The organism is Dactylosporangium aurantiacum, assembly GCF_000716715.1.
Classification (GTDB): domain Bacteria; phylum Actinomycetota; class Actinomycetes; order Mycobacteriales; family Micromonosporaceae; genus Dactylosporangium; species Dactylosporangium aurantiacum.
The window spans coordinates 48,253-66,880 of sequence record NZ_JNYJ01000013.1; the positions used below are offsets into that span (position 1 = coordinate 48,253).

Here is an 18,628-nt window from a genome sequence, read left to right on the forward strand (position 1 = left end):
TTAGGGCATGACCGACCCGGCACAGTCGCCACTGCTCAAGGCCCGCGTCCGCGCTCCCGAACTGCGGGGGCGCGGATGGTTGAACACCGACGGACTCACCCTGTCCGACCTGCGGGGCAAGATCGTTCTGCTCGACTTCTGGACCTTCTGCTGCATCAACTGCCTGCACGTCCTGGACGAGCTGCGGCCGCTGGAGGAGCGCTTCGCCGACGTGCTGGTGACCATCGGCGTGCACTCGCCGAAGTTCGAGCACGAGAAGGACGCGGCGGCGCTCGCGGCGGCGGTCGAGCGTTACGGGGTCGACCACCCCGTGCTCGACGACCCGGAGATGGACATGTGGCAGCAGTACGCGGCCAAGGCCTGGCCGACGCTGACCGTGATCGACCCCGAGGGCTACGTCGTGGCGACGATGGCCGGCGAGGGCCACGCCGAAGGGCTGGCGCGGCTGGTCGAGGAGCTGGTCAGGGTCCATGAGGCGCGCGGGACGCTGCGCCGCGGCGACGCGCCGCACAGCGCGCCGAAGGCCGACGACGCGACGGTGCTGCGCTTCCCGGGCAAGGCGCTGGCCCTGCCCGACGGGCACTTCCTGGTCGCGGACTCGACGCACCAGTCGCTGGTCGAGCTCGACGCCGACAACGAGACGCTGATCCGCCGCATCGGCACCGGGCAGCGGGGGCGTAAGGACGGCACGGAGCCCGAGTTCTCCGAGCCGGGCGGGCTGTGCCTGCTGCCGCCGCATGTGGCCGAGGTCGCCGGGTACGACGTCGTCGTCGCCGACACCGTCAACCACCTGCTGCGCGGCCTGAAGCTGGCCACGGGCGAGGTGACCACGGTCGCCGGCAGCGGGCGGCAGTGGCGCGGCAGCGTCGACTTCGACGCGCACGACTCCCTGGCCGTCGACCTCTCGTCGCCGTGGGATGTCGCCTGGTACGACGACCGCGTCGTGATCGCGATGGCCGGCATCCACCAGCTGTGGTGGTTCAACCCGGTGCAGCGCACGGCGGGCGTGTACGCGGGCACGACCGTCGAGGCGCTGCGCGACGGGCCGCTGCGGGAGGTGTGGATGGCGCAGCCGTCCGGGCTGTCGGTCACCGCCGACGGGGCGAGGCTGTGGATCGCCGACAGCGAGTCCAGCGCGATCCGCTGGATCGAGGACGGCCGGATGTCGACCGCGGCCGGCCAGGGCCTCTTCGACTTCGGTCACGTGGACGGCCCGGCCGACCAGGCGCTGCTGCAGCACCCGCTCGGCCTGCTCGCCCTGCCCGACGGCAGTGTGCTGGTCGCCGACACGTACAACGGCGCCGTCCGCAAACTCGCCGACGGTGTGGTCACGACGGTGGCCGAAGGGCTCAAGGAGCCGAGTGACCTGGTGTTGACGGCGACCGGCGACATCGTCGTGGTCGAGTCCGGCGCGCACCGGCTCGTCCGGCTGGCCCCGGGCACGCTGGCCGCGGCGGGCGTGGACGTCGCGGGTGTGCGGCACCGCACCGAGCGGCCGTCGACGATGCTGGCGCCGGGCGAGGTGGAACTGGACCTGATCTTCGAGCCGGCGCCGGGGCAGAAGCTCGACGAGTCGTTCGGCCCGTCGACCCGCCTGGAGGTGTCGGCCTCGCCGCCGGAGCTGCTGCTGGAGGGGGCGGGCGTGACGCAGAGCCTGCGCCGCCGGCTGGTCCTGTCCCCCGACGTCACCGAAGGGGTGCTGCAGGTGGTGGCGCAGGCGGCGACGTGCGACATCGACGCGGAGTTCCCGGCCTGCCACCTCACGCGGCAGGACTGGGGCGTGCCGGTCCGGGTGGCCGGCGACGGCGCGACCCGGCTGCCGCTGGTGCTGCGCGGCCTCGATCAGGCGACCTGAGCGCCGCCGGTACGAGCGAACAGCGTCAGGTGAACGGCGTCGGTTGGATCCCCTCGGCCAGCAGTGCCAGACGGACCGCCGACGCCATCCCCACCGCCCCCGGGGTGTCGCCGTGCACGCAGAGCGATTCGAACGGCAGCCTGAGCACGGTGCCGTCGACGGCGACGACCTCGCCGTCACGGGCCATGCGCACCGCGCGCTCCACCACGACGGCGACGTCGGTCAGGACCGCGCCGTCGCTGCCGCGCGGGACGAGCCGGCCGTCGGGCAGGTACCCGCGGTCGACGAAGCCCTCGCCGACCACCCGCAGCCCGGCCTCGGCCGCCAGCCCGGCCAGGGCCGAGCCGGGCTGGCACAGCACCGGGAGGTCCCGCGACCGCGCGGCGGCGACGACGGCCGAGGCGTGCGCGGGGTCGACGGCGGCGGTGTTGTACAGCGCGCCGTGCGGCTTGACGTAGGCGACCGGGCCGAACGCGGAGAGCGCGCCGATCTGGTACTGCAGCTCGTCGGTCAGGACCGCGGGGTCGACGTCGATGCGCCGGCGCCCGAAGCCGGCCAGGTCGTTGTAGCTGACCTGGGCGCCGACGCGCACGCCGAGGTCGGCGGCGCGGGCGCAGACCCGGCGCATGGTGGTGGGGTCGCCGGCGTGGAAGCCGCAGGCCACGTTGGCGCTGGTGATGATCTCCAGCAGCGCTTCGTCGTCGCCGAGGGTCCAGACGCCGAAGCCCTCGCCGAGGTCACTGTTGAGGTCCACGGAACCGAACGCTATCGCCCGGGCGGGCCTGCGCGAGCAGCGGCAGATCGATGGGATCGACGACGGCGACGACCGGGTACCCGCCGGTGGTGGGGTGGTCGGCGAGGAAGATCAGCGGCTGCCCGGACGCGGGGACCTGCACCGCACCGAGGACGATGCCTTCGCTGGGCAGTTCCCGCTGATGGGCGCGGGTGAGGGCGGGCCCGGCGAGGCGCGCGCCGACCCTGTTGCTGTCGTTGCCGATGGTGTACGAGCCGGCGAGCAGCTCGGCGGGGTCGGTGAAGTACTCGTGGCGGGGCCCCCAGGTGAGGCCGAGCGTGATCGGGCCGCCGACCGCCGGGCGGGGCGCCACGTCCACGGTCGCCGGGTCGCCGGCCGGCTCGCCCAGCGGAACCAGGTCGCCGGCCCGGACGACGGGTGGCCCGAGCGCCGACAGCGTGTCGGTGGCGCGGCTGCCCAGTACCGGAGGCGCGGCGAACCCACCGGAGACGGTCAGGTAACCGCGCAGTCCCGCGACGGCCCGCCCGATCTCGACGCGGTCGCCGGACCGGAAGGCGACGGGGGCGTTGATCGGCGCGGGGCGCCCGCCGACGCGCAGGGCCGCCACGGCGCCGGTAAGGGCCAGGGTGCCGGCGCGGGACAGCGTGGCGGCGAACGGCCCGAACGTGATTTCCAGTGCGGCGCTGTTCGCGGGGTTGCCGACGAGCCGGTTGCCGAGCAGGAGGGCCGGCCGGTCGAGGGCGCCGGAGCGCGGGACGCCGAGGTGCGCGTACCCGGGCCGCCCGAGATCCTGCAGGGTTGTCAACGGCCCGGCCACCTCCACTCGCAGTGCCCGGGTCATGCGATCACGAACCTGACGGTGCGGCCCGGGGTCAGCAGGGCCGGCGGGGTCCGGTCGATGTCGAACAGCACGGCGTCGGTGCGGCCGACGAGCTGCCAGCCGCCGGGCGACGCGGTCGGGTAGATGCCGGCGTACTCGGCGGCGAGCGCGACCGACCCGGCGGGCACCCGTGGGCGTGGACTTTCCAGTCGTGGTATGGACCAGGGCAGGCCGGTGAGGTACGCGAACCCGGGCGCGAACCCGCCGAACGCCACCCGGAACGCGGTGCCGGTCAGGTCGGCGACGACGCCCTCCGGCGAGCGGCCCACGTGCGCCGCCACCTGCGCGAGGTCGGGCCCGTCGAAGATGACGGGGATGTCGAGGCGGTCGCCGGTGACGGATGCGGCGGCGGGCGGCGGCCAGTCGCGCAGGGCCGCGGTGAGGGCGGCGACCGAGGGCACCCCGTCGAGCAGGACGGTCCGGGCACCGGGGACGATGTCGGTGACGTCGATCCGGCCGTCGGTCCGGGCGGCGTCCAGCGCGGCGAACCACGCCAGTGGGTCCTCGACCTCGATCATGAGAGCCGAGGTGCCGACGGCACGGATCCGCATGACCGACACCATAGACAACGAACACCAGAACTATACTTGCCAGTAACCTACGGTACCGTAACCTGGAGGGCGTGACTGTGAAGAGCGAGACCCGTCTGCGCCCGGTCGACCTCGGCAAGCCCAGGATGCGCGGCTGGCTGCACACGTACGCGTTCGGCGTGGCCATCATCTGCGGGATCGTGCTGTGTTCCCTCGCCGCCGCCCGGCCGGGCTGGGCACCCTTCGTGAGCTGCCTGGTCTACAGCCTCACGGTGTGCGCGCTGTTCGGCACGAGCGCGCTCTACCACCGCCGGGTCTGGTCACCGAAGGGCTACAAGCTCATGCGGCGCCTGGACCACTCGATGATCTTCGTGTTCATCGCCGGCACGTACACCCCGTTCAGCGTGCTACTGCTGGAGGGGCACACCGGGGACGTGATCCTCGCCGTGGTCTGGGGCGGGGCCCTGCTCGGCGTCGGCATGAAGATGGTCTGGCCGCACGCGCCGCGCTGGCTGTCGGCGCCGCTGTACATCGCGCTGGGCTGGGTCGCGGTCGTGGTCCTGCCCGACATCCTGCACTCGGGCGGGGTGACCGCCCTGGTGCTGACGATCGTCGGCGGCGCGTTCTACACGATCGGCGCGGTCTTCTACGCCCTGCGCCGCCCGAACCCGTGGCCGACCGTCTTCGGACACCACGAGTTCTTCCACGCGTGCACGCTGGTGGCGGCGATACTGCACCACATCGCCATCTACTTCGCGTTGTACGCGAAATAGACGGCGACGGGTGGTCGGTCCGATGGCTCAGTAGGTCCGGCGACGCCGCTCCTCGATGACCTCTTCCCCGGCCGGCGGGATCACGGTGCCGCCCACCGCGGTCGGCGGGACCTGCCGCACGACGGTGCGCCGGCGGCTGTTCCAGAAGTACAGCGTGAGCAGCAGCCCGACCAGCCCCGCCAGCTGCAGGATCCAGCCGATGGTGTCGAGGTTGAACGGGCCGAGGTCAGTGTCGTCCAGGCCGAACGTCAGGATCGCGCCGACGACGATCAGAAGAATGCTGCCGCCGATACCCATCGATGGCCTCCAGAACGTTGGGTTTTGTAATCGTCTGTACGTCGGGATTACCCACGGACGCGTCGGCTCAACCGGCCACCGTGGCGGGACCGGTTCAGGCATCCACCGGCACGGGGATCGGGCACTCTTGACGGCATGACCGAGCGCACGCTGATCCTGCTCCGGCACGCAAAGTCGGTGGATCCGGATCCGTACCCGACCGACCTCGAGCGGCCCCTGAGCCCGCGCGGCCGCCGCGACGCCGCCGCGGCCGGGGACTGGCTGCGTGACCAGGGCCTCCGGCCCGATCTGGTGCTCTGTTCAACGGCCGTGCGCACCCGCGAGACCCTGGAGGGCCTGCGGCTCACCGCACCGCCGGTGGTCTTCGAGCACCGGCTGTACCTGGGTCCGGCGCACGACACCCTGGACCTGCTCCGCGACGGCGCGCCGGACGTGTCGACGCTGCTCGTGATCGGCCACAACCCGACCCTGTCGATGCTGTCGGACCTGCTGGCCCCGGACGCGCTGCCCGACGAAGGGCTGCCGACGAGCGGGATCGCGGTCCACACGGTCCCCGGTGCGTGGCGCGACCTCGAGACGGCCGCGCTGAGGACGCACCACACCGCCCGCGGCTGACGTCCACGGGCACGGAAATGGCGGGAGGGCGCCGTTGCCCTCCCGCCAGCTTTCCGCGGTGTTGCGCTTGGTGCCGCTGGAAACCTAGAACGCGTCCTCCGACAGCTCCATCGCGTCCAGCGTCGTGGCCTCGACGACCCGGCGGTCGGAGCCGATGCGGGGCAGGACCTCGCGGGCGAAGAACTTCGCGGCGGCGATCTTGCCCTCGTAGAAGGCGGTCTCGGTGGTGCCGGCGGCCAGGGCCTTCAGGGCGACCTCGGCCTGCCGCTGCAGGAGCCAGCCGACCACGACGTCGCCGAGGGCGAGCAGGAAGCGGCGGGTGTTGAGGCCGACCTTGTACAGCGCCCGGGCGTCGCCGGCCTGGGCCTCGCCGAGCCAGCCGGTGAAGATGCCGAGCATGGCCTGGGTCTCGGTGAGCGCCTTGCCCAGCGCCACGCGCTCGACCTTGAGCTGGCCGTTGCCGCCCTCGGCCTCGAGGAACTGCTGGATTTCGCCGGCGACGGTGAGCAGCGCCTTGCCCTGGTCCTTCACGATCTTGCGGAAGACGAGGTCGAGGCTCTGGATCGCGGTCGTGCCCTCGTAGAGGGTGTCGATCTTCGAGTCGCGGACGTACTGCTCCAGCGGGTAGTCCTGCAGGAAGCCGGAGCCGCCGAAGGTCTGCAGTGCCTCGTGGCCGAGCAGCTCGTAGGCGCGCTCGGAGCCGACACCCTTGACCAGCGGGAGCAGCAGGTCGTTGACCCGCTTGGCGATCTTCGCGGCCTTCTCGTCGCCGGCGGCCTCCGCGAGGGCCACCTTGTCCTGCCAGGAGGCGGTGTACAGCACCAGCGCGCGCAGGCCCTCGGCGTACGACTTCTGCAGCAGCAGCGAGCGGCGCACGTCGGGGTGGTGGGTGATCGTGACGCGCGGCGCGGCCTTGTCGGTGCTGGCGAGGTCGGCGCCCTGGACCCGGCTCTTGGCGTAGTCGAGCGCGTTGAGGTAGCCGGTCGACAGGGTCGCGATCGCCTTCGTGCCGACCATCATCCGCGCGTACTCGATGATGAGGAACATCTGGCGGATGCCCTCGTGCACGTCGCCGAGCAGCCAGCCCTTGGCGGGGACACCGTGGCCGCCGAACGTGACCTCGCACGTGGTGGAGACCTTGAGGCCCATCTTGTGCTCGACGTTGGTGACGAAGACGCCGTTGCGGTCCTTGAGCTCGCCGGTCTCGGCGTCGAAGTGGAACTTCGGCACGACGAAGAGCGAGAGGCCCTTGGTGCCGGGGCCGCCGGCGCCGGGCGTGTCGACCGGGCGGGCCAGCACATAGTGGACGATGTTCTCGGTGAGGTCGTGCTCACCGCTGGTGATGAAGCGCTTGACGCCTTCGATGTGCCACGAGCCGTCGGCCTGCGGGACCGCCTTGGTGCGGCCGGCGCCGACGTCGGAGCCGGCGTCCGGCTCGGTCAGCACCATCGTGGAGCCCCACTGGCGGTCGACGAAGAGCTTCGCCCACTTCTTCTGCTCGTCGGTGCCTTCGATCCGCAGCGTGTTGGCGAACGAGGGGCCCGACGCGTACATCCAGACGGGCGCGTTGGAACCCAGCACCATCTCGGCGAGGGCCCACCACAGCGCCCGCGGCGCCGGGGTGCCGTCGAGCTCGGCGGGCAGGTCGAGGCGCCAGAACTCGGCGGCCATGAACGCCTCGTACGACTTGCGGAACGACTCGGGCATCTTCACCGAGTGCGTGGCCGGGTCGTAGACCGGCGGGTTGCGGTCGGCGTCCGTGTAGCTGGCGGCGAGGTCCTCGCGGGCGAGCCGGTCGACCTCCGCGAGGATGCTGCGGGCGGTGTCGACGTCCAGGTCACCGTAGTGGCCCTGGCCGAGAATGCGGTCGACACCGAAGACCTCGAAGAGGTTGAACTCGAGGTCCCGCAGGTTGCTCTTGTAGTGGCTCATCGCGGAGTGGCCCCCGTCTCTGGGTCGCTTTTGTAGATCGAGCATGGACGACCGAGGTTACCAGTCGGTAACAGCCATCTTATTACTCGCAAGTAACCTCCGGCAACCCGCCCGGGCGGGTGACAGCGGTCACACGCGACCTCACCTATCTCGGCAGGTCAGGGTGACCGCTGAGTAGCGGAGGGTGGCAGATGAGTAGCCCGAAGGGTGCGGTTTCGTACGACACGCCGTCACCTGCGGGTGACCCGGTCGTTGAGCGGTTACTCGCAGTCAAGAGGAGGGCACCGCGATGATCGTCAGGATGATGGGCTCTCTGTTCGCTCCCAAATACCCGCGGTTCTACACGGGGCGGCACCGCGCCCCGATGCGGCGCCTCATCCCGCGCCCACGGGTCGTCGCCGACTAGGCCGGCACCAGGGCGTCTCAGCCCACGGTCGTCGCTCCGGCGCCGCCGATCTCCCAGCTGGGGACCGTCGCCGGAGCCTTCACACCCTGGTACTCGACCAGGACCAGCGCGATGTCGTCGTCGAGGCGGCCGCGCACCCATTCCAGCAGCGCGCTCTCCAGCGAGGCCAGCCCGTCGCCGACGGTGCCGTGGCCCAGCAGCCGCTGCGCGCGCTCGGCCGTCGGGAAGAACTGCCCGTCGCGGCGCGCCTCGGCCAGCCCGTCGGTGAAGAACAGCAGCCGGTCGCCGGGCTCGAGCCGCTCCACGCGCGGCTTGACCACCGGCATGAAGCCCAGTGGCGGCGCGTTGGACGGCGGGTCGAGCGGGATGACCTGCCCACGGCGCAGCAGCAGCGGCGCGGGGTGCCCACAGTTGACGATCGTGAGGGTGCCGCCGCGCTCCTCGATCAGCGCCGCCGTCACGAAGTCCTCGTCACCCACGGAGCGGGCGACGGCCCGGTCCAGGTCGGCGACGATGGCGCGCAGATCGGCCCGCTCGAAGGCGACGTGCCGGTAGGAGCCGAGCACGATGCTGGCGAGCCGGACCGCGTCCAGACCCTTGCCCCGCACATCGCCGATGATCATGCGGACGCCGTACGGGGTGTCGACCGCCTCGTACAGGTCACCGCCGATGTCGGCGGCGGCGCTGGCGGAGATGTAGCGGGCCGCGATGGTCAGCGGGCCCAGCTGCGGCCCGAGCGGGCGCAGGACGGCCTGCTGCGCCACGGAGGCGAGCTTGGACAGCTCGGCGTAGCGCGCGATCTGCCGCTGCCGGATGGCGCCCACCGCGGAGGCGATGCCGGCGGCGAGGATGACCGCGCCCAGGTTGAGCAGCATGACCAGGGTGCGCTCGCGGCTGTGCATCAGCTCGATGGTGCAGAACACCAGGGCGAGGACCGTCGAGGCGCTGCCGACGGCGAGGACCTCGGGCCAGGACGCGAACGCGGCGGCGAGGAACGGCGCCGCGGCCAGCAGGCCGACGTAGTTGGCGTCGACGCCGTCGGCGACCTCCGCGGCCAGGACCAGGCAGAGCAGCACGAAGGCCGCGCCGACTCCGGCGCGGGCTTCGGGAAGCAACGGTCGTTTCATAGGTCCGATCGACAGCATGCCACCAAAAGACCGCCGAACCGCTCAAACAAACGGCCGGGATCCGGCGTTACTTGAGTACCTCGTACCGAGCGTTGATCACGCCGGCACTCACCGAAGCGATCGTGACGAACGCGCCGCGGGCCAGATCGAGGCAGCGCCCGCTGACGAACGGCCCCCGGTCGTTGATGCGCACCACGACCGACTTGCCGTTGGCCAGGTTGGTGACCCGCACCCGGGTGTTGAACGGCAGCTCCTTGTGCGCGGCCGTCAGCCCGTCGGGGTTGAAGCTCTCCCCGTTCGCGGTGCGCGAGCCGGTGGCGTAGTAGGACGCCTTGCAGGTGCCGGTGCTCGTCACGGTGCCGCCGGTCGACTTGGGGGTGCTCGATGCCGACGGCTTCTTCGTCGGCGACTTGGTCGCCTCCGGAGCCTTGCTGACCTGCGGCGACGCGGATGCGGTGGCCGACGGGGAGGCGCTTGCCGAGGTGGCGGGCGAGGGTCGCTCGCCGCGGTCCGCACGGTCGCCCGGACTGCGACTGCCGTCGATGGTGTCGGAAGCGGCGGTCGGCTTCGCGTCATCCGATCCCATATTGACGGTGGCGATCGCACCGCCGATCAGGGCGACCGCGGCGACCACGCCTGCGATCAATGGAATGAGGTGACGCCGGGACATTGCGGTGTGGCGGCCGGACAACGTCAGCACCCTTCGTTGACTGCATGGCCGTGACCGAACGTATCGGCTTCTCCCGGGCCCCAGTCAAACCGAAGCGCCGTATGCGGGACGATTTGACGGGATAGGTCCGGCCGAACGGCTGATCCGGCAAGGAGCCGAACGGCCGACCCTTCCCGCGCCGTCAGGCGGCCCTGATCACCGCGGCGATACGCTCCGCAGCGCCCTCGACCGGGATCTCCTCTTTCTCACCGGTCTTGCGGTCGCGGATCTCCACCATGCCGTCCGCCAGCCGCTTGCCGACCACCACGATCGTCGGCACACCGAGCAGCTCCGAGTCATTGAACTTCACCCCGGGCGAGACGTCCTTGCGGTCGTCGAGCAGCACCTCGAGCCCGGTCGCGGCAAGGGCGTCGGCGAGCTGCGCGGCACCGGCCTTGATCTCCTCGGTCTTGCCGGCGGCGACCACGTGCACGTCGGCGGGCGACAGCTCGCGGGGCCAGCACAGGCCGCGCTCGTCGGCGGTCTGCTCGGCGATGACGGCGATGGCGCGGGACACGCCGATGCCGTAGGAGCCCATGGTGACGGTGACGGCCTTGCCGTTCTGGTCCAGCACGGTGAGGCCGAGCGCCTTGGCGTACTTGCGGCCGAGCTGGAAGATGTGCCCGATCTCGATGCCGCGGGCCAGCTCCAGCGTGCCGCCGTCGACGGGGCACAGGTCGCCGTCCTGGATGCGGACCGCCTCGACGGTGCCGTCGGGGGTGAAGTCACGCCCGGCGACGAGGTTCATGACGTGCTTGCCCGGCTGGTCGGCGCCCGTGATCCAGCTGGTGCCGTCCACCACCCGGGGGTCGACCAGGTAGCGGATCCCGGAGGAGCCCTTCTCGCCCAGGACGCCGGGGCCGATGTACCCCTTGACCAGCGCGGGGTGCTGCTGGAACTCGGCTTCCGACATCGGCGCCACCTCGGCGGGGGCCACCTGGGCCTCCAGGCGGCGCAGGTCCACCTCGCGGTCGCCGGGCACGCCGACGGCCAGCGGCTCGCGCTTGCCGTCGGGCAGCGTCAGCATCAGCATGACGTTCTTCAGGGTGTCGCCGGCCCCCCAGGCGCGGTCGTCCCGGCGCAGGTCCTCACGCTGGTTGAACAGGTCGACCAGCGTCTCGATGGTGGGGGTGTCCGGGGTGTCGACCACCCGCGCGGCGGGCAGCCCTTCGAGGGGCAGGGCCGCGATCTGCGGGGTGGTGACCGCCTCGACGTTGGCCGCGTAGTCGCCGTTCGTGCAGCGGACGAACGTGTCCTCGCCGATGTCGCACACCGCGAGGAACTCCTCGGAGGCGCTGCCGCCCATCGCGCCGCTCATCGCGGAGCACACAACGTAGTCCAGACCGAGCCGGTCGAAGATCTTGACGTAGGCGGAGCGGTGCCGCTGGTACGCCTCGCGCAGCCCGTCGTCGTCGACGTCGAAGGAGTAGGAGTCCTTCATCAGGAACTCGCGCCCGCGCAGGATGCCGGCCCGGGGCCGCGCCTCGTCGCGGTACTTCGTCTGGATCTGGTACAGGGTGAGCGGCAGGTCCTTGTACGACGAGTAGAAGTCCTTCACGGCGAGCGTGAACATCTCCTCGTGCGTGGGGCCGAGCAGGTAGTCGCCCCCGCGGCGGTCCTTCAGCCGGAACAGGTTGGCGCCGTACTCCGTCCAGCGGCCCGTCGCCTCGTAGGGCTCCCGGGGCAGCAGGGCGGGGAACGTCAGCTCCTGACCGCCGATGGCGTCCATCTCGTCGCGGATGACCCGCTCGACGTTGCGCAGGACCCGCAGGCCCATCGGCAGCAGGGTGAAGATGCCCGGGGCGACCCGGCGCACATAGCCGGCCCGCACGAGCAGCCGGTGGCTCGTCACCTCGGCGTCCGCGGGGTCTTCGCGCAGCGTCCGCACGAACAGCGTGGACATCTTCAGCACCATCTGGGTTCCCGCCCTTACTTCTCAAACAGGCCTTCGGCGACGATACCCGCCCGACTGCGGTGCGTGACTATCGGGTTTTGCCGGACGAGGGCCGTTGGGTGGCGCTCAGGTTGCGGTCCGCGGTGCCGAGCCGCCGGGCACGCAACTGCGGTATCGCCTGCTCACGCTCGGCGTCGGCGGCGGCGCCGGCGGCGGCGGGACCGTCGTCACCGCGCTGGTCCTCGTGATCGTCGGCGCGGTGGAGGGCGGCCGCTTCACCCGACCCCGCATCGGCCGCGATCCCCCGTGGCCCGGGTCAGGGCGTCACTCTCGCCGGGTCGAACACCATCAGCCGCTCCCCCGACGGCCACCACGCCAGCGGGTGGGCCACCTGGCCGCGCAGCGAACTGCCCGAGGTGGCCGGCGTGCCGTACGTAGCGACCACCCCCGTCCGCAGGTCCCACAGCGCCGGCTGCTTCGGGTCGTTGGGGTGCAGCAGGTTGAGCAGCGTGCCGCCGACCAGCCAGCCGTCGGTGAGCGTGACCGGGTCGAACCCGTTCGTCGTCACCTGCCACGACCCGTCGGTGGCCTGGGCGAACCGCAGCCGGTTGTCGTCGATCCCGAGCCACGTGTCCTGGTCGGCGGCCGACCACCACGGCGACGGCAGCGGCCGGGGCGCGGGCGTCCGCCGCTCGCCGGTCACCAGGTTCCACGCCGCCGGCTGGGACGTCGACGCCGGACCCGCGGTGACCGCCCACGGCCAGCGGGCGAGCCGGTACCCCGAGGACCCCGGCACCTGCGCCGGGGCGCCGCCGTCCAGCGGCACCCGCACGATGCCGCCGCCGGCGAACGAGCCCCCGTACAGCGCGCCGTCGGCGACGACGACCCGCTCACCGACGCCCAGGTCCGCGGTGCGGAACCGGCGCTTGCCGGTGCCGTCATAGCGCATCGACCAGTATTCGAAGGTCTTGGAGCCGTCCTTGCCCCAGGCATACGCCGACCACACGATCAGCCCGTCGCCGGCCGTGAAGGGGCCTGGCCAGTACCCCTGCAGGCCGGGCGGGGCGGGCAGCTCGGTGAGCATCCGCTCGGTCTTCGTGCGCAGGTCATACGCGGCCAGCGACACCACCTTGTCCTCGCCGGTGTGGACGGCCAGCAGCACGGTGTGCTCGTCGAGCATCGTGACCGGCTCATTGGTGCCCTGGCCGGAGCGGGCCGGGACGCTCAGCACCGCCTGCGGCCACACCTGCTCGACCGGTGCCGCGTCCTTGACCTTCGGCTCCACGGGCGAAGACGCGCCGGAGGCGGACCCGGACGGCGACGGCGACGCGCCGACCGGGGGCGTCTTCCCGGCGTGCGGCAGCAGCGCCACGCTGCCGATGATCACGAGGACCACGACGCCCGCGAGGCCGCTCCAGCCGGCCCGGCGCGCCGCCCGGCGCCGCAGGTGCCCGGCGTCGACCCGGGCGAGCAGGTCCGCCGGCGGCATCGGCCCGGCGGCCGCGGCCCGCTCCAGGGTCTGCCTGAGCTGCTCTTCCACCATCATCGGCTCCTGATCTCGGCGGGACGGTGCGCTTCCAGCCGCACCCGCAGCGTCTCCAGTCCGCGCGCCGCCTGGCTGCGCACCGTGCTCCTGGCGATGCCGAGCAGCACCGCGATCTCGTCGTCGTCGAGCTGCTCGTAATAGCGCAGCACCAGCACCGCCCGCTGGCGGCGGCCCAGCTCCCCCAGCGCGTTCCAGATCGTGTCGTCGGCCTCGACCCGCGCGAACCCGTCGTGCGGGGACGCCCGGTCGGGCGGCACCTCGACGAGCTGCTCCCGCCGTCGCCTGCGCCAGATCTTGATGTACTGCCGGGCCATCGACCGGCGCACATACGCCTCGACCGCGTCCTGCCGGCGGATCCGCTCCCAGCTGCCGCGCAGCCCGATGAGCGCGTCCTGCAACAGGTCCGCCGCGTCGGCCTCGCTGCCGCTGAGCAGATACCCGTACCGCATCAGACTGGCACCCCGCGCCTGCACGAACCGCACGAACGCCTCGTCGGATGTCTCGCTCATCGCATCGCCTCCCCCATGTAGAGGCCCGCGACCGCCCCCCTGCTGCACCCCGGCGCGACGGATTTCTCAGGCCCCGCGCCGGCCGGCCGATAGGCGGGTGTGCGGCCGAATGACACCTCGCCCGACCCGGCGCTTCCGCTGCGTCCCGACCTGGCCGCGGCCGTCGCCGCCGCCCGGAACGCGGAGTTCCTCGCCCGCCGCGCGCTGCCCGCCCCACCGCCGGTGCCGCGCCTGCCGCCGTTCGGCGACCCGCCGGAGCGGCTGCGGGTCTGCTACCTGGTGCCACGCACCGACGTCGGCGGTGGCGCGCGGGTGCTGTTCGAGCACGCGAACCGGCTCCTCACCCGGGGCCACAGGGTGACGGTGCTCAGCCATTTTCCACCACCGGCCTGGTTCGACCTGCGGGCCCGGTTCCGCCAGGTGCCGTTCGGCGTCGAGCTCGCCGAGGCCGTCCCCGCCTGCGACGTGATCGTCGCCGGGTACTGGGACCAGGTCCTCGCCGCCCGCGCCCTCGGCATCGCCCCGGTCGTGCACTTCGAGCAGGGCGACTTCCACCTGTTCGAGGACATCGACGACGACGCCCGCGCCGTGGTGGCCAGAAACGTCGAGGCCGCCGACGCGACGATCATCGTCAGCGGGACGGTGGCCGAGGTGCTCCGGCAGCGGTACGGCGTGACCGCGACCGTGATCCCCAACGCCGTCGACCCGGCGGTGTTCCACCCGCCGACGGTGTTCGACCCGGCGGCCGGCGGCCGGCGGCCGTACCTGCTGTGCGTCGGCTGGGACGGCAACACGTTCAAGGGCATCGCCGAGATGCGCCAGGTGTGGCGGTCCGTGGTCGAGCACGGGCACGACGTCGACGTGGTGTGGGTGACGCCGAAACCGCCGCGGGAGCCGTTCGGTGAGGTCGTCGTGGCTCCGGACCAGGCCACGCTCGGCGCCCTGTTCCGCGGCGCCGCCGTGTACGTCTGCTGCTCGCACTACGAGACGTTCGGCCTGCCGCCGCTGGAGGCGATGGCGTCCGGCACGCCCGTGGTGTCGACCAGGAACACCGGTGTGCTCGAGTACGCCCGCGACGGCGTGAACGCGCTGCTCGCCGACGTCCGCGACGCCGAAGGGCTGGCCGCGCAGGTGCGGCGGGTGCTGGACGGGCCCGATCTGGCGGCCCGGCTGCGCGACGGCGGCCTGCGCACCGCGGCCGGCTTCTCGTGGGACACGATCGTGCCGCGTATCGAGGACACGTACCGGCAGGTCCGGGCCGCCTGGTCCCCGGCGACCGGCGGCGACTGGCGCTTCGACCTCGGCGGGCTGCGGTTCGTCGACGCCGACGCCGAGCAGCGGCTCCGGCAGCGCGCCGCGGCGTCGGGTGCCGGTGCGGTGGCGGTGCCGGTCACGTTCCCGGCGTTCGACGGGCACCGCGCCGTGCGGTGGCGGGTCGTCGGGCGCAGGACCGGCGGCGGTGCCGACGTCAGCCGCGCCTACCTGCCGGCGCACGCCGACGTGGTGCCGGACGACCTGCCGTACGCCGAAGCTCTGCGCGACTTCACGGCCGGCCGGTTCGACCGGGCGCTGGCCGGGTTCCTCACCGTGTACCGGCGCGGCGGCTCGGCCACCCGCCCGTCAGCCGGCCGCTGGATCGTGCTGACGCTGCTCGAGCTGGGCGACGACGAGCAGGCCGCGTCGGTGCTCTCGGGCGCCGTGGAGGCGTTCCCCGACCACAGCGACTTCCACTACCTGCACGCGATGAGCGCGATGCTGAGCGGCCGGCCGATCGACGCCGCGGCGTACGTCGCCGCCGTCGACGCCCTGGGCCCCGCCACCCACTACGACGAGTGGTTCGACGATCCGGCGACCCTCATCCGCGAGCGGCTGCTCGCTCCCGCGCAGTGACCGTTTCCGCGTCCGGTGGCCGGCTCATGGGTGCCGTCCACCGCACGCCCCCGTTCGGCCTGTGTTGACCACCCCGAATATGCGTGGCGTTGCTTGCGCCACGCTTGACACGCCAGCGGACGTGGGAAATCGGCGACCCGATACGGTGGGCCGCTGTGAGGTTCCGGCTCCTCGGTCCGTTGGCGATCGACACGTCCTCGGGACCCGTCGTGCTGCGCCGGCGGCGGGAGCGGTGCCTGCTGGCCGTCCTGCTGCTGCACAACCACGTGCCGGTGCCGGTGGAGCGGCTGGCGTACCTGCTGTGGGACGGCGAGCCGGTGCCGACGGCCCGCCAGTTGCTGCACAGTCACGTGTCCCGGGTCCGGTCCGCGGTGCGTGCCGCGGGTGCGCTGGTGAGCAGCACGGGCACGTCGTACCAGATCGACGTCGACGACGAGTCGATCGACGCGCGGCGCTTCAGCGCGATGGTCGCGGCGGCCCGCGCCCTGTCCGGCCCGGCGGAGCGTGGCGCCCAGCTGCGCGCCGCCCTCGACCTGTGGCGCGGCGACGCGCTCGACGACACGGTGTCGGCGTGGCTGCGGCCGCGCCTGGTGGGGGACCTCGAAGAGCTGCGGCTGGTGGCGACCGAGGAGTGGCTGGCGTGCGGGATCGCCACCGGGCGCCACGTCGAGGTGCTGCCGGAGCTGACCCGGCTGGCGGCCGCGCACCCGACCCGGGAGGGCCTGCTGGGCCTGTGGATGCGGGCGCTGGACGGCACCGGGCGCAGCCTGGAGGCGCTCGAGGTGTACCGGCGCCACCAGCAGCGGCTGGCGCGGGAGTTCGGCCTCGACCCCGGGCCGGAGCTGCAGCGCCTGCACCTGGCGGTGCTGCGGGGGCGGCCGGCCGCGCCCACCGACCCCGCACCGCCGGCGAAACCGTCCGGGCCGGTGCCCGCGCAGCTGCCGCCGGCCGTGCGCGGGTTCACCGGACGCGGCGACGCGCTCGCGAGGCTCGACGCGCTCGCCGCCACCGACCCGACCGCGACCGTGATCTGCACCGTCGCCGGCACCGCGGGCATCGGCAAGACCACGCTCGTGCTGCACTGGGCGCACCGGGTCGCCGACCGGTTCCCCGACGGTCAGCTGTACGTGAACCTGCGCGGGTTCGACCGCACCGCGCCACCGGTCGACCCGGCCGAGGCGCTGCGGGGGTTCCTCGACGCGCTGGACGTCGCGCCGCAGCGCGTGCCGACCGGCATCGAGGCGCAGGCCGCCCTGTACCGCAGCCATATCGCGGGCCGCCGGATGCTGCTGGTGCTCGACAACGCACGCGACTCCGACCAGGTGCGCCCGCTGCTGCCCGGTGCCGGCGGCTGCCTGGTGCTGGTCACCAGCCGCAACGAGCTGTCCGGGCTGCACACGTCGGAGGGCGCGGAGCCGCTGGTGCTGGACCTGCTGCCGCCCGCGGAGGCCCGGTCGCTGCTGACCGCGCGGCTCGGCGCCACCCGGGTCGCCGCGGAGTCCGCCGCCGTCGACGCGATCGTCGAGGCCTGCGCCGGGCTGCCGCTCGCCCTCGCCATCGTGGCGGCCCGCGCGGCCGGGCGCCCGGGGCTGCCGCTCGCCGACGTCGCCGCCGAGCTGCGGCAGGCGGCCGGCCGGCAGCTCGACGCGTTCACCGGCGCGGAGCGCGACGTCGACGCGCGGGCGGTGCTGTCGTGGTCCTACGCCGCGCTCAGCCCCGCGGCGGCCCGCATGTTCCGCCTGCTGGGCCTGCACCCCGGACCCGACGTGACCGCGGCGGCCGCGGCCGGGCTCGCCGGCGCCCCGGACGCCGCCGCGGAGCTGGCCGAGCTGTCGAGGGCGAACCTGCTCACCGAGCACGACGCCGGCCGGTACACCTTCCACGACCTCCTGCGCGCCTACGCCGCGGAGCAGGTCGAGGCCGTCGACACCGCCGAGGACCGCGCCGCCGCGCGGCACCGGATGCTGGACCACTATCTGCGCACCGCCTACGCGGCGACCCGGCTGCTGAGCCCGCACCGGGAGACCCTCGAACTCGACCCGGCTCCGTGGCCGGTGGACGCCCGGCAGGCACTCGCCTGGTTCACCGCGGAGCGCCAGGTGCTGCTCGCCGCCATCGACCAGGCCGCCCGGCTCGGGTTCGACCCGCACGCCTGGCAGCTGGCCTGGTGCCTCGCCACCTTCCTCGACCGGCAGGGGCTGTGGGGCGACTGGCTGCACGCGTCGCTGGCCGGGCTCGCCGCCGCCGAGCGCCTGCCCGACCGGCACGGCGCCGCGCACAGCCACCGGCTCATCGCGCACGTGTACCTGAAGCTCAACCGCGCCGACGACGCGCAGCGGCACGCCGTGCGGGCCCTGGAGCTGTACGAGGAGCTCGGCGACACCGGCCGGCAGGCGCAGGGCCACCTGAACCTGGCCGAGATCGCCGTCCACCGTGGACAGTTCGACGACGGCTTCCGGCAGTCGGCGCGGGCGCGCGAGCTGTTCCGCGCCGCCGGCAGCCCGACCGGCGAGGCCAACGCGCTCAACGCGATGGGCTGGCTGCACGCCCAGCGCGGCAACCACCGCGAGGCCGTGGCCACCTGCCGGGAGGCGCTCGCGCTGCACCAGCGGCTGGACAACCGGCAGGGCGAAGGCGAGACCTGGGACAGCCTGGGCTTCGCCCATCACCACCTCGGGGAGTACGACTCGGCGATCGAGTGCTTCCACCGGGCGCTCGCCCTCTTCGAGGACACCGGCGACCGCTGCTTCGAGGCCGACACCCTGCACCACCTCGGCGACAGTCTCCTGGCCGCCGGTGACGCCGGGGCCGCCCGCGACGCGTGGCGCCGTTCGCTGGACGTCTTCGACTCGCTCGATCATCCCGACGCCGCCGAGGTCCGGGCCAAGCTGTCGGCTGACGGCGGGTAGCT

At 72.9% G+C, this 18,628-nt stretch carries 15 protein-coding genes; 5 read left to right on the top strand and 10 right to left on the bottom strand.

Features of this window, described 5'->3' with window-relative positions; all coding sequences use genetic code 11:
• Nucleotides 1–7 precede the first annotated feature (7 nt).
• Nucleotides 8–1,855, top strand: a complete 1,848-nt coding sequence (locus OP18_RS16750; RefSeq protein ID WP_052386845.1) for an NHL domain-containing thioredoxin family protein — start codon at nucleotides 8–10, stop codon at nucleotides 1,853–1,855.
• Nucleotides 1,856–1,880: 25 nt separating this feature from the next.
• Here OP18_RS16750 and OP18_RS16755 read toward each other — a convergent pair whose 3' ends face one another.
• Genes OP18_RS16755 through OP18_RS16765 form a run of 3 tightly spaced genes read right to left on the bottom strand, consistent with a single transcriptional unit; the run spans nucleotide 1,881 to nucleotide 4,040 of the window.
• A complete protein-coding gene (locus OP18_RS16755; protein ID WP_033359850.1) occupies nucleotides 1,881–2,609 on the bottom strand; it encodes a LamB/YcsF family protein in 729 nt (242 codons plus the stop codon).
• Nucleotides 2,593–3,450 (bottom strand): 5-oxoprolinase subunit C family protein, encoded by an 858-nt coding sequence (locus OP18_RS16760; RefSeq protein WP_033359851.1) that lies wholly within the window; start codon nucleotides 3,448–3,450, stop codon nucleotides 2,593–2,595. Before OP18_RS16760 ends, OP18_RS16755 begins: the two co-directional genes overlap by 17 nt.
• Nucleotides 3,447–4,040 carry a 5-oxoprolinase subunit B family protein gene (locus tag OP18_RS16765; protein WP_033359996.1) on the bottom strand — a complete coding sequence of 198 codons (594 nt, stop codon included), beginning with the start codon at nucleotides 4,038–4,040 and terminating at the stop codon, nucleotides 3,447–3,449. The genes OP18_RS16760 and OP18_RS16765 overlap by 4 nt, the downstream gene beginning before the upstream one ends.
• 125 nt (nucleotides 4,041–4,165) lie before the next feature.
• Here OP18_RS16765 and trhA point away from each other — a divergent pair, with 125 nt between their 5' ends.
• The gene (gene trhA / locus OP18_RS16770; protein WP_389250096.1) at nucleotides 4,166–4,792 is read left to right on the top strand and encodes a PAQR family membrane homeostasis protein TrhA; all 627 of its coding nucleotides are present in this window, start codon (nucleotides 4,166–4,168) and stop codon (nucleotides 4,790–4,792) included.
• A 27-nt stretch (nucleotides 4,793–4,819) separates the two neighbouring features.
• On the opposite strand, the gene OP18_RS16775 is transcribed toward trhA, so the two are convergent.
• A complete protein-coding gene (locus OP18_RS16775; RefSeq protein WP_033359853.1) occupies nucleotides 4,820–5,089 on the bottom strand; it encodes a DUF6458 family protein in 270 nt (89 codons plus the stop codon).
• 135 nt (nucleotides 5,090–5,224) lie between these two features.
• Here OP18_RS16775 and OP18_RS16780 point away from each other — a divergent pair, with 135 nt between their 5' ends.
• The gene (locus tag OP18_RS16780) at nucleotides 5,225–5,704 is read left to right on the top strand and encodes a SixA phosphatase family protein (RefSeq protein ID WP_033359854.1); all 480 of its coding nucleotides are present in this window, start codon (nucleotides 5,225–5,227) and stop codon (nucleotides 5,702–5,704) included.
• Nucleotides 5,705–5,788: 84 nt separating this feature from the next.
• Here OP18_RS16780 and OP18_RS16785 read toward each other — a convergent pair whose 3' ends face one another.
• The 6 genes from OP18_RS16785 to OP18_RS16810 form a co-directional block, all read right to left on the bottom strand.
• Nucleotides 5,789–7,636 carry an acyl-CoA dehydrogenase gene (locus OP18_RS16785; RefSeq protein WP_033359855.1) on the bottom strand — a complete coding sequence of 616 codons (1,848 nt, stop codon included), beginning with the start codon at nucleotides 7,634–7,636 and terminating at the stop codon, nucleotides 5,789–5,791.
• 423 nt (nucleotides 7,637–8,059) lie between these two features.
• Nucleotides 8,060–9,187, bottom strand: a complete 1,128-nt coding sequence (locus OP18_RS16790; protein ID WP_033359856.1) for a PP2C family protein-serine/threonine phosphatase — start codon at nucleotides 9,185–9,187, stop codon at nucleotides 8,060–8,062.
• 49 nt (nucleotides 9,188–9,236) lie between these two features.
• Nucleotides 9,237–9,860: a septal ring lytic transglycosylase RlpA family protein gene (locus OP18_RS16795; RefSeq protein ID WP_245635417.1), complete on the bottom strand. Its 624-nt coding sequence runs from the start codon at nucleotides 9,858–9,860 to the stop codon at nucleotides 9,237–9,239.
• Nucleotides 9,861–10,020: 160 nt separating this feature from the next.
• Nucleotides 10,021–11,793, bottom strand: a complete 1,773-nt coding sequence (locus tag OP18_RS16800; protein ID WP_033359858.1) for a proline--tRNA ligase — start codon at nucleotides 11,791–11,793, stop codon at nucleotides 10,021–10,023.
• A gap of 295 nt (nucleotides 11,794–12,088) precedes the next feature.
• Nucleotides 12,089–13,315: a hypothetical protein gene (locus OP18_RS16805; protein ID WP_033359859.1), complete on the bottom strand. Its 1,227-nt coding sequence runs from the start codon at nucleotides 13,313–13,315 to the stop codon at nucleotides 12,089–12,091.
• A complete protein-coding gene (locus tag OP18_RS16810) occupies nucleotides 13,315–13,827 on the bottom strand; it encodes a SigE family RNA polymerase sigma factor (protein WP_033359860.1) in 513 nt (170 codons plus the stop codon). Before OP18_RS16810 ends, OP18_RS16805 begins: the two co-directional genes overlap by 1 nt.
• 99 nt (nucleotides 13,828–13,926) lie before the next feature.
• Here OP18_RS16810 and OP18_RS16815 point away from each other — a divergent pair, with 99 nt between their 5' ends.
• Together OP18_RS16815 and OP18_RS16820 are read left to right on the top strand one after the other, a co-directional pair.
• The gene (locus OP18_RS16815) at nucleotides 13,927–15,717 is read left to right on the top strand and encodes a glycosyltransferase family 4 protein (protein WP_033359861.1); all 1,791 of its coding nucleotides are present in this window, start codon (nucleotides 13,927–13,929) and stop codon (nucleotides 15,715–15,717) included.
• A gap of 155 nt (nucleotides 15,718–15,872) precedes the next feature.
• Complete coding sequence (locus OP18_RS16820; RefSeq protein ID WP_081970823.1) at nucleotides 15,873–18,626, top strand: AfsR/SARP family transcriptional regulator; 2,754 nt, start codon at nucleotides 15,873–15,875, stop codon at nucleotides 18,624–18,626.
• The last annotated feature ends 2 nt before the right edge of the window (nucleotides 18,627–18,628 follow it).

Coding starts and splice junctions, on each gene's coding strand:
- OP18_RS16775 (WP_033359853.1), bottom strand. CDS start 5,089: ATGGGTATCGGCGGCAGCATTCTTCTGATCGTCGTCGGCGCGATCCTG.
- OP18_RS16800 (WP_033359858.1), bottom strand. CDS start 11,793: ATGGTGCTGAAGATGTCCACGCTGTTCGTGCGGACGCTGCGCGAAGAC.
- OP18_RS16765 (WP_033359996.1), bottom strand. CDS start 4,040: ATGCGGATCCGTGCCGTCGGCACCTCGGCTCTCATGATCGAGGTCGAG.
- OP18_RS16805 (WP_033359859.1), bottom strand. CDS start 13,315: ATGGTGGAAGAGCAGCTCAGGCAGACCCTGGAGCGGGCCGCGGCCGCC.
- OP18_RS16810 (WP_033359860.1), bottom strand. CDS start 13,827: ATGAGCGAGACATCCGACGAGGCGTTCGTGCGGTTCGTGCAGGCGCGG.
- OP18_RS16780 (WP_033359854.1), top strand. CDS start 5,225: ATGACCGAGCGCACGCTGATCCTGCTCCGGCACGCAAAGTCGGTGGAT.
- OP18_RS16760 (WP_033359851.1), bottom strand. CDS start 3,450: ATGACCCGGGCACTGCGAGTGGAGGTGGCCGGGCCGTTGACAACCCTG.
- OP18_RS16750 (WP_052386845.1), top strand. CDS start 8: ATGACCGACCCGGCACAGTCGCCACTGCTCAAGGCCCGCGTCCGCGCT.
- OP18_RS16785 (WP_033359855.1), bottom strand. CDS start 7,636: ATGAGCCACTACAAGAGCAACCTGCGGGACCTCGAGTTCAACCTCTTC.
- OP18_RS16790 (WP_033359856.1), bottom strand. CDS start 9,187: ATGCTGTCGATCGGACCTATGAAACGACCGTTGCTTCCCGAAGCCCGC.
- trhA (WP_389250096.1), top strand. CDS start 4,166: ATGCGCGGCTGGCTGCACACGTACGCGTTCGGCGTGGCCATCATCTGC.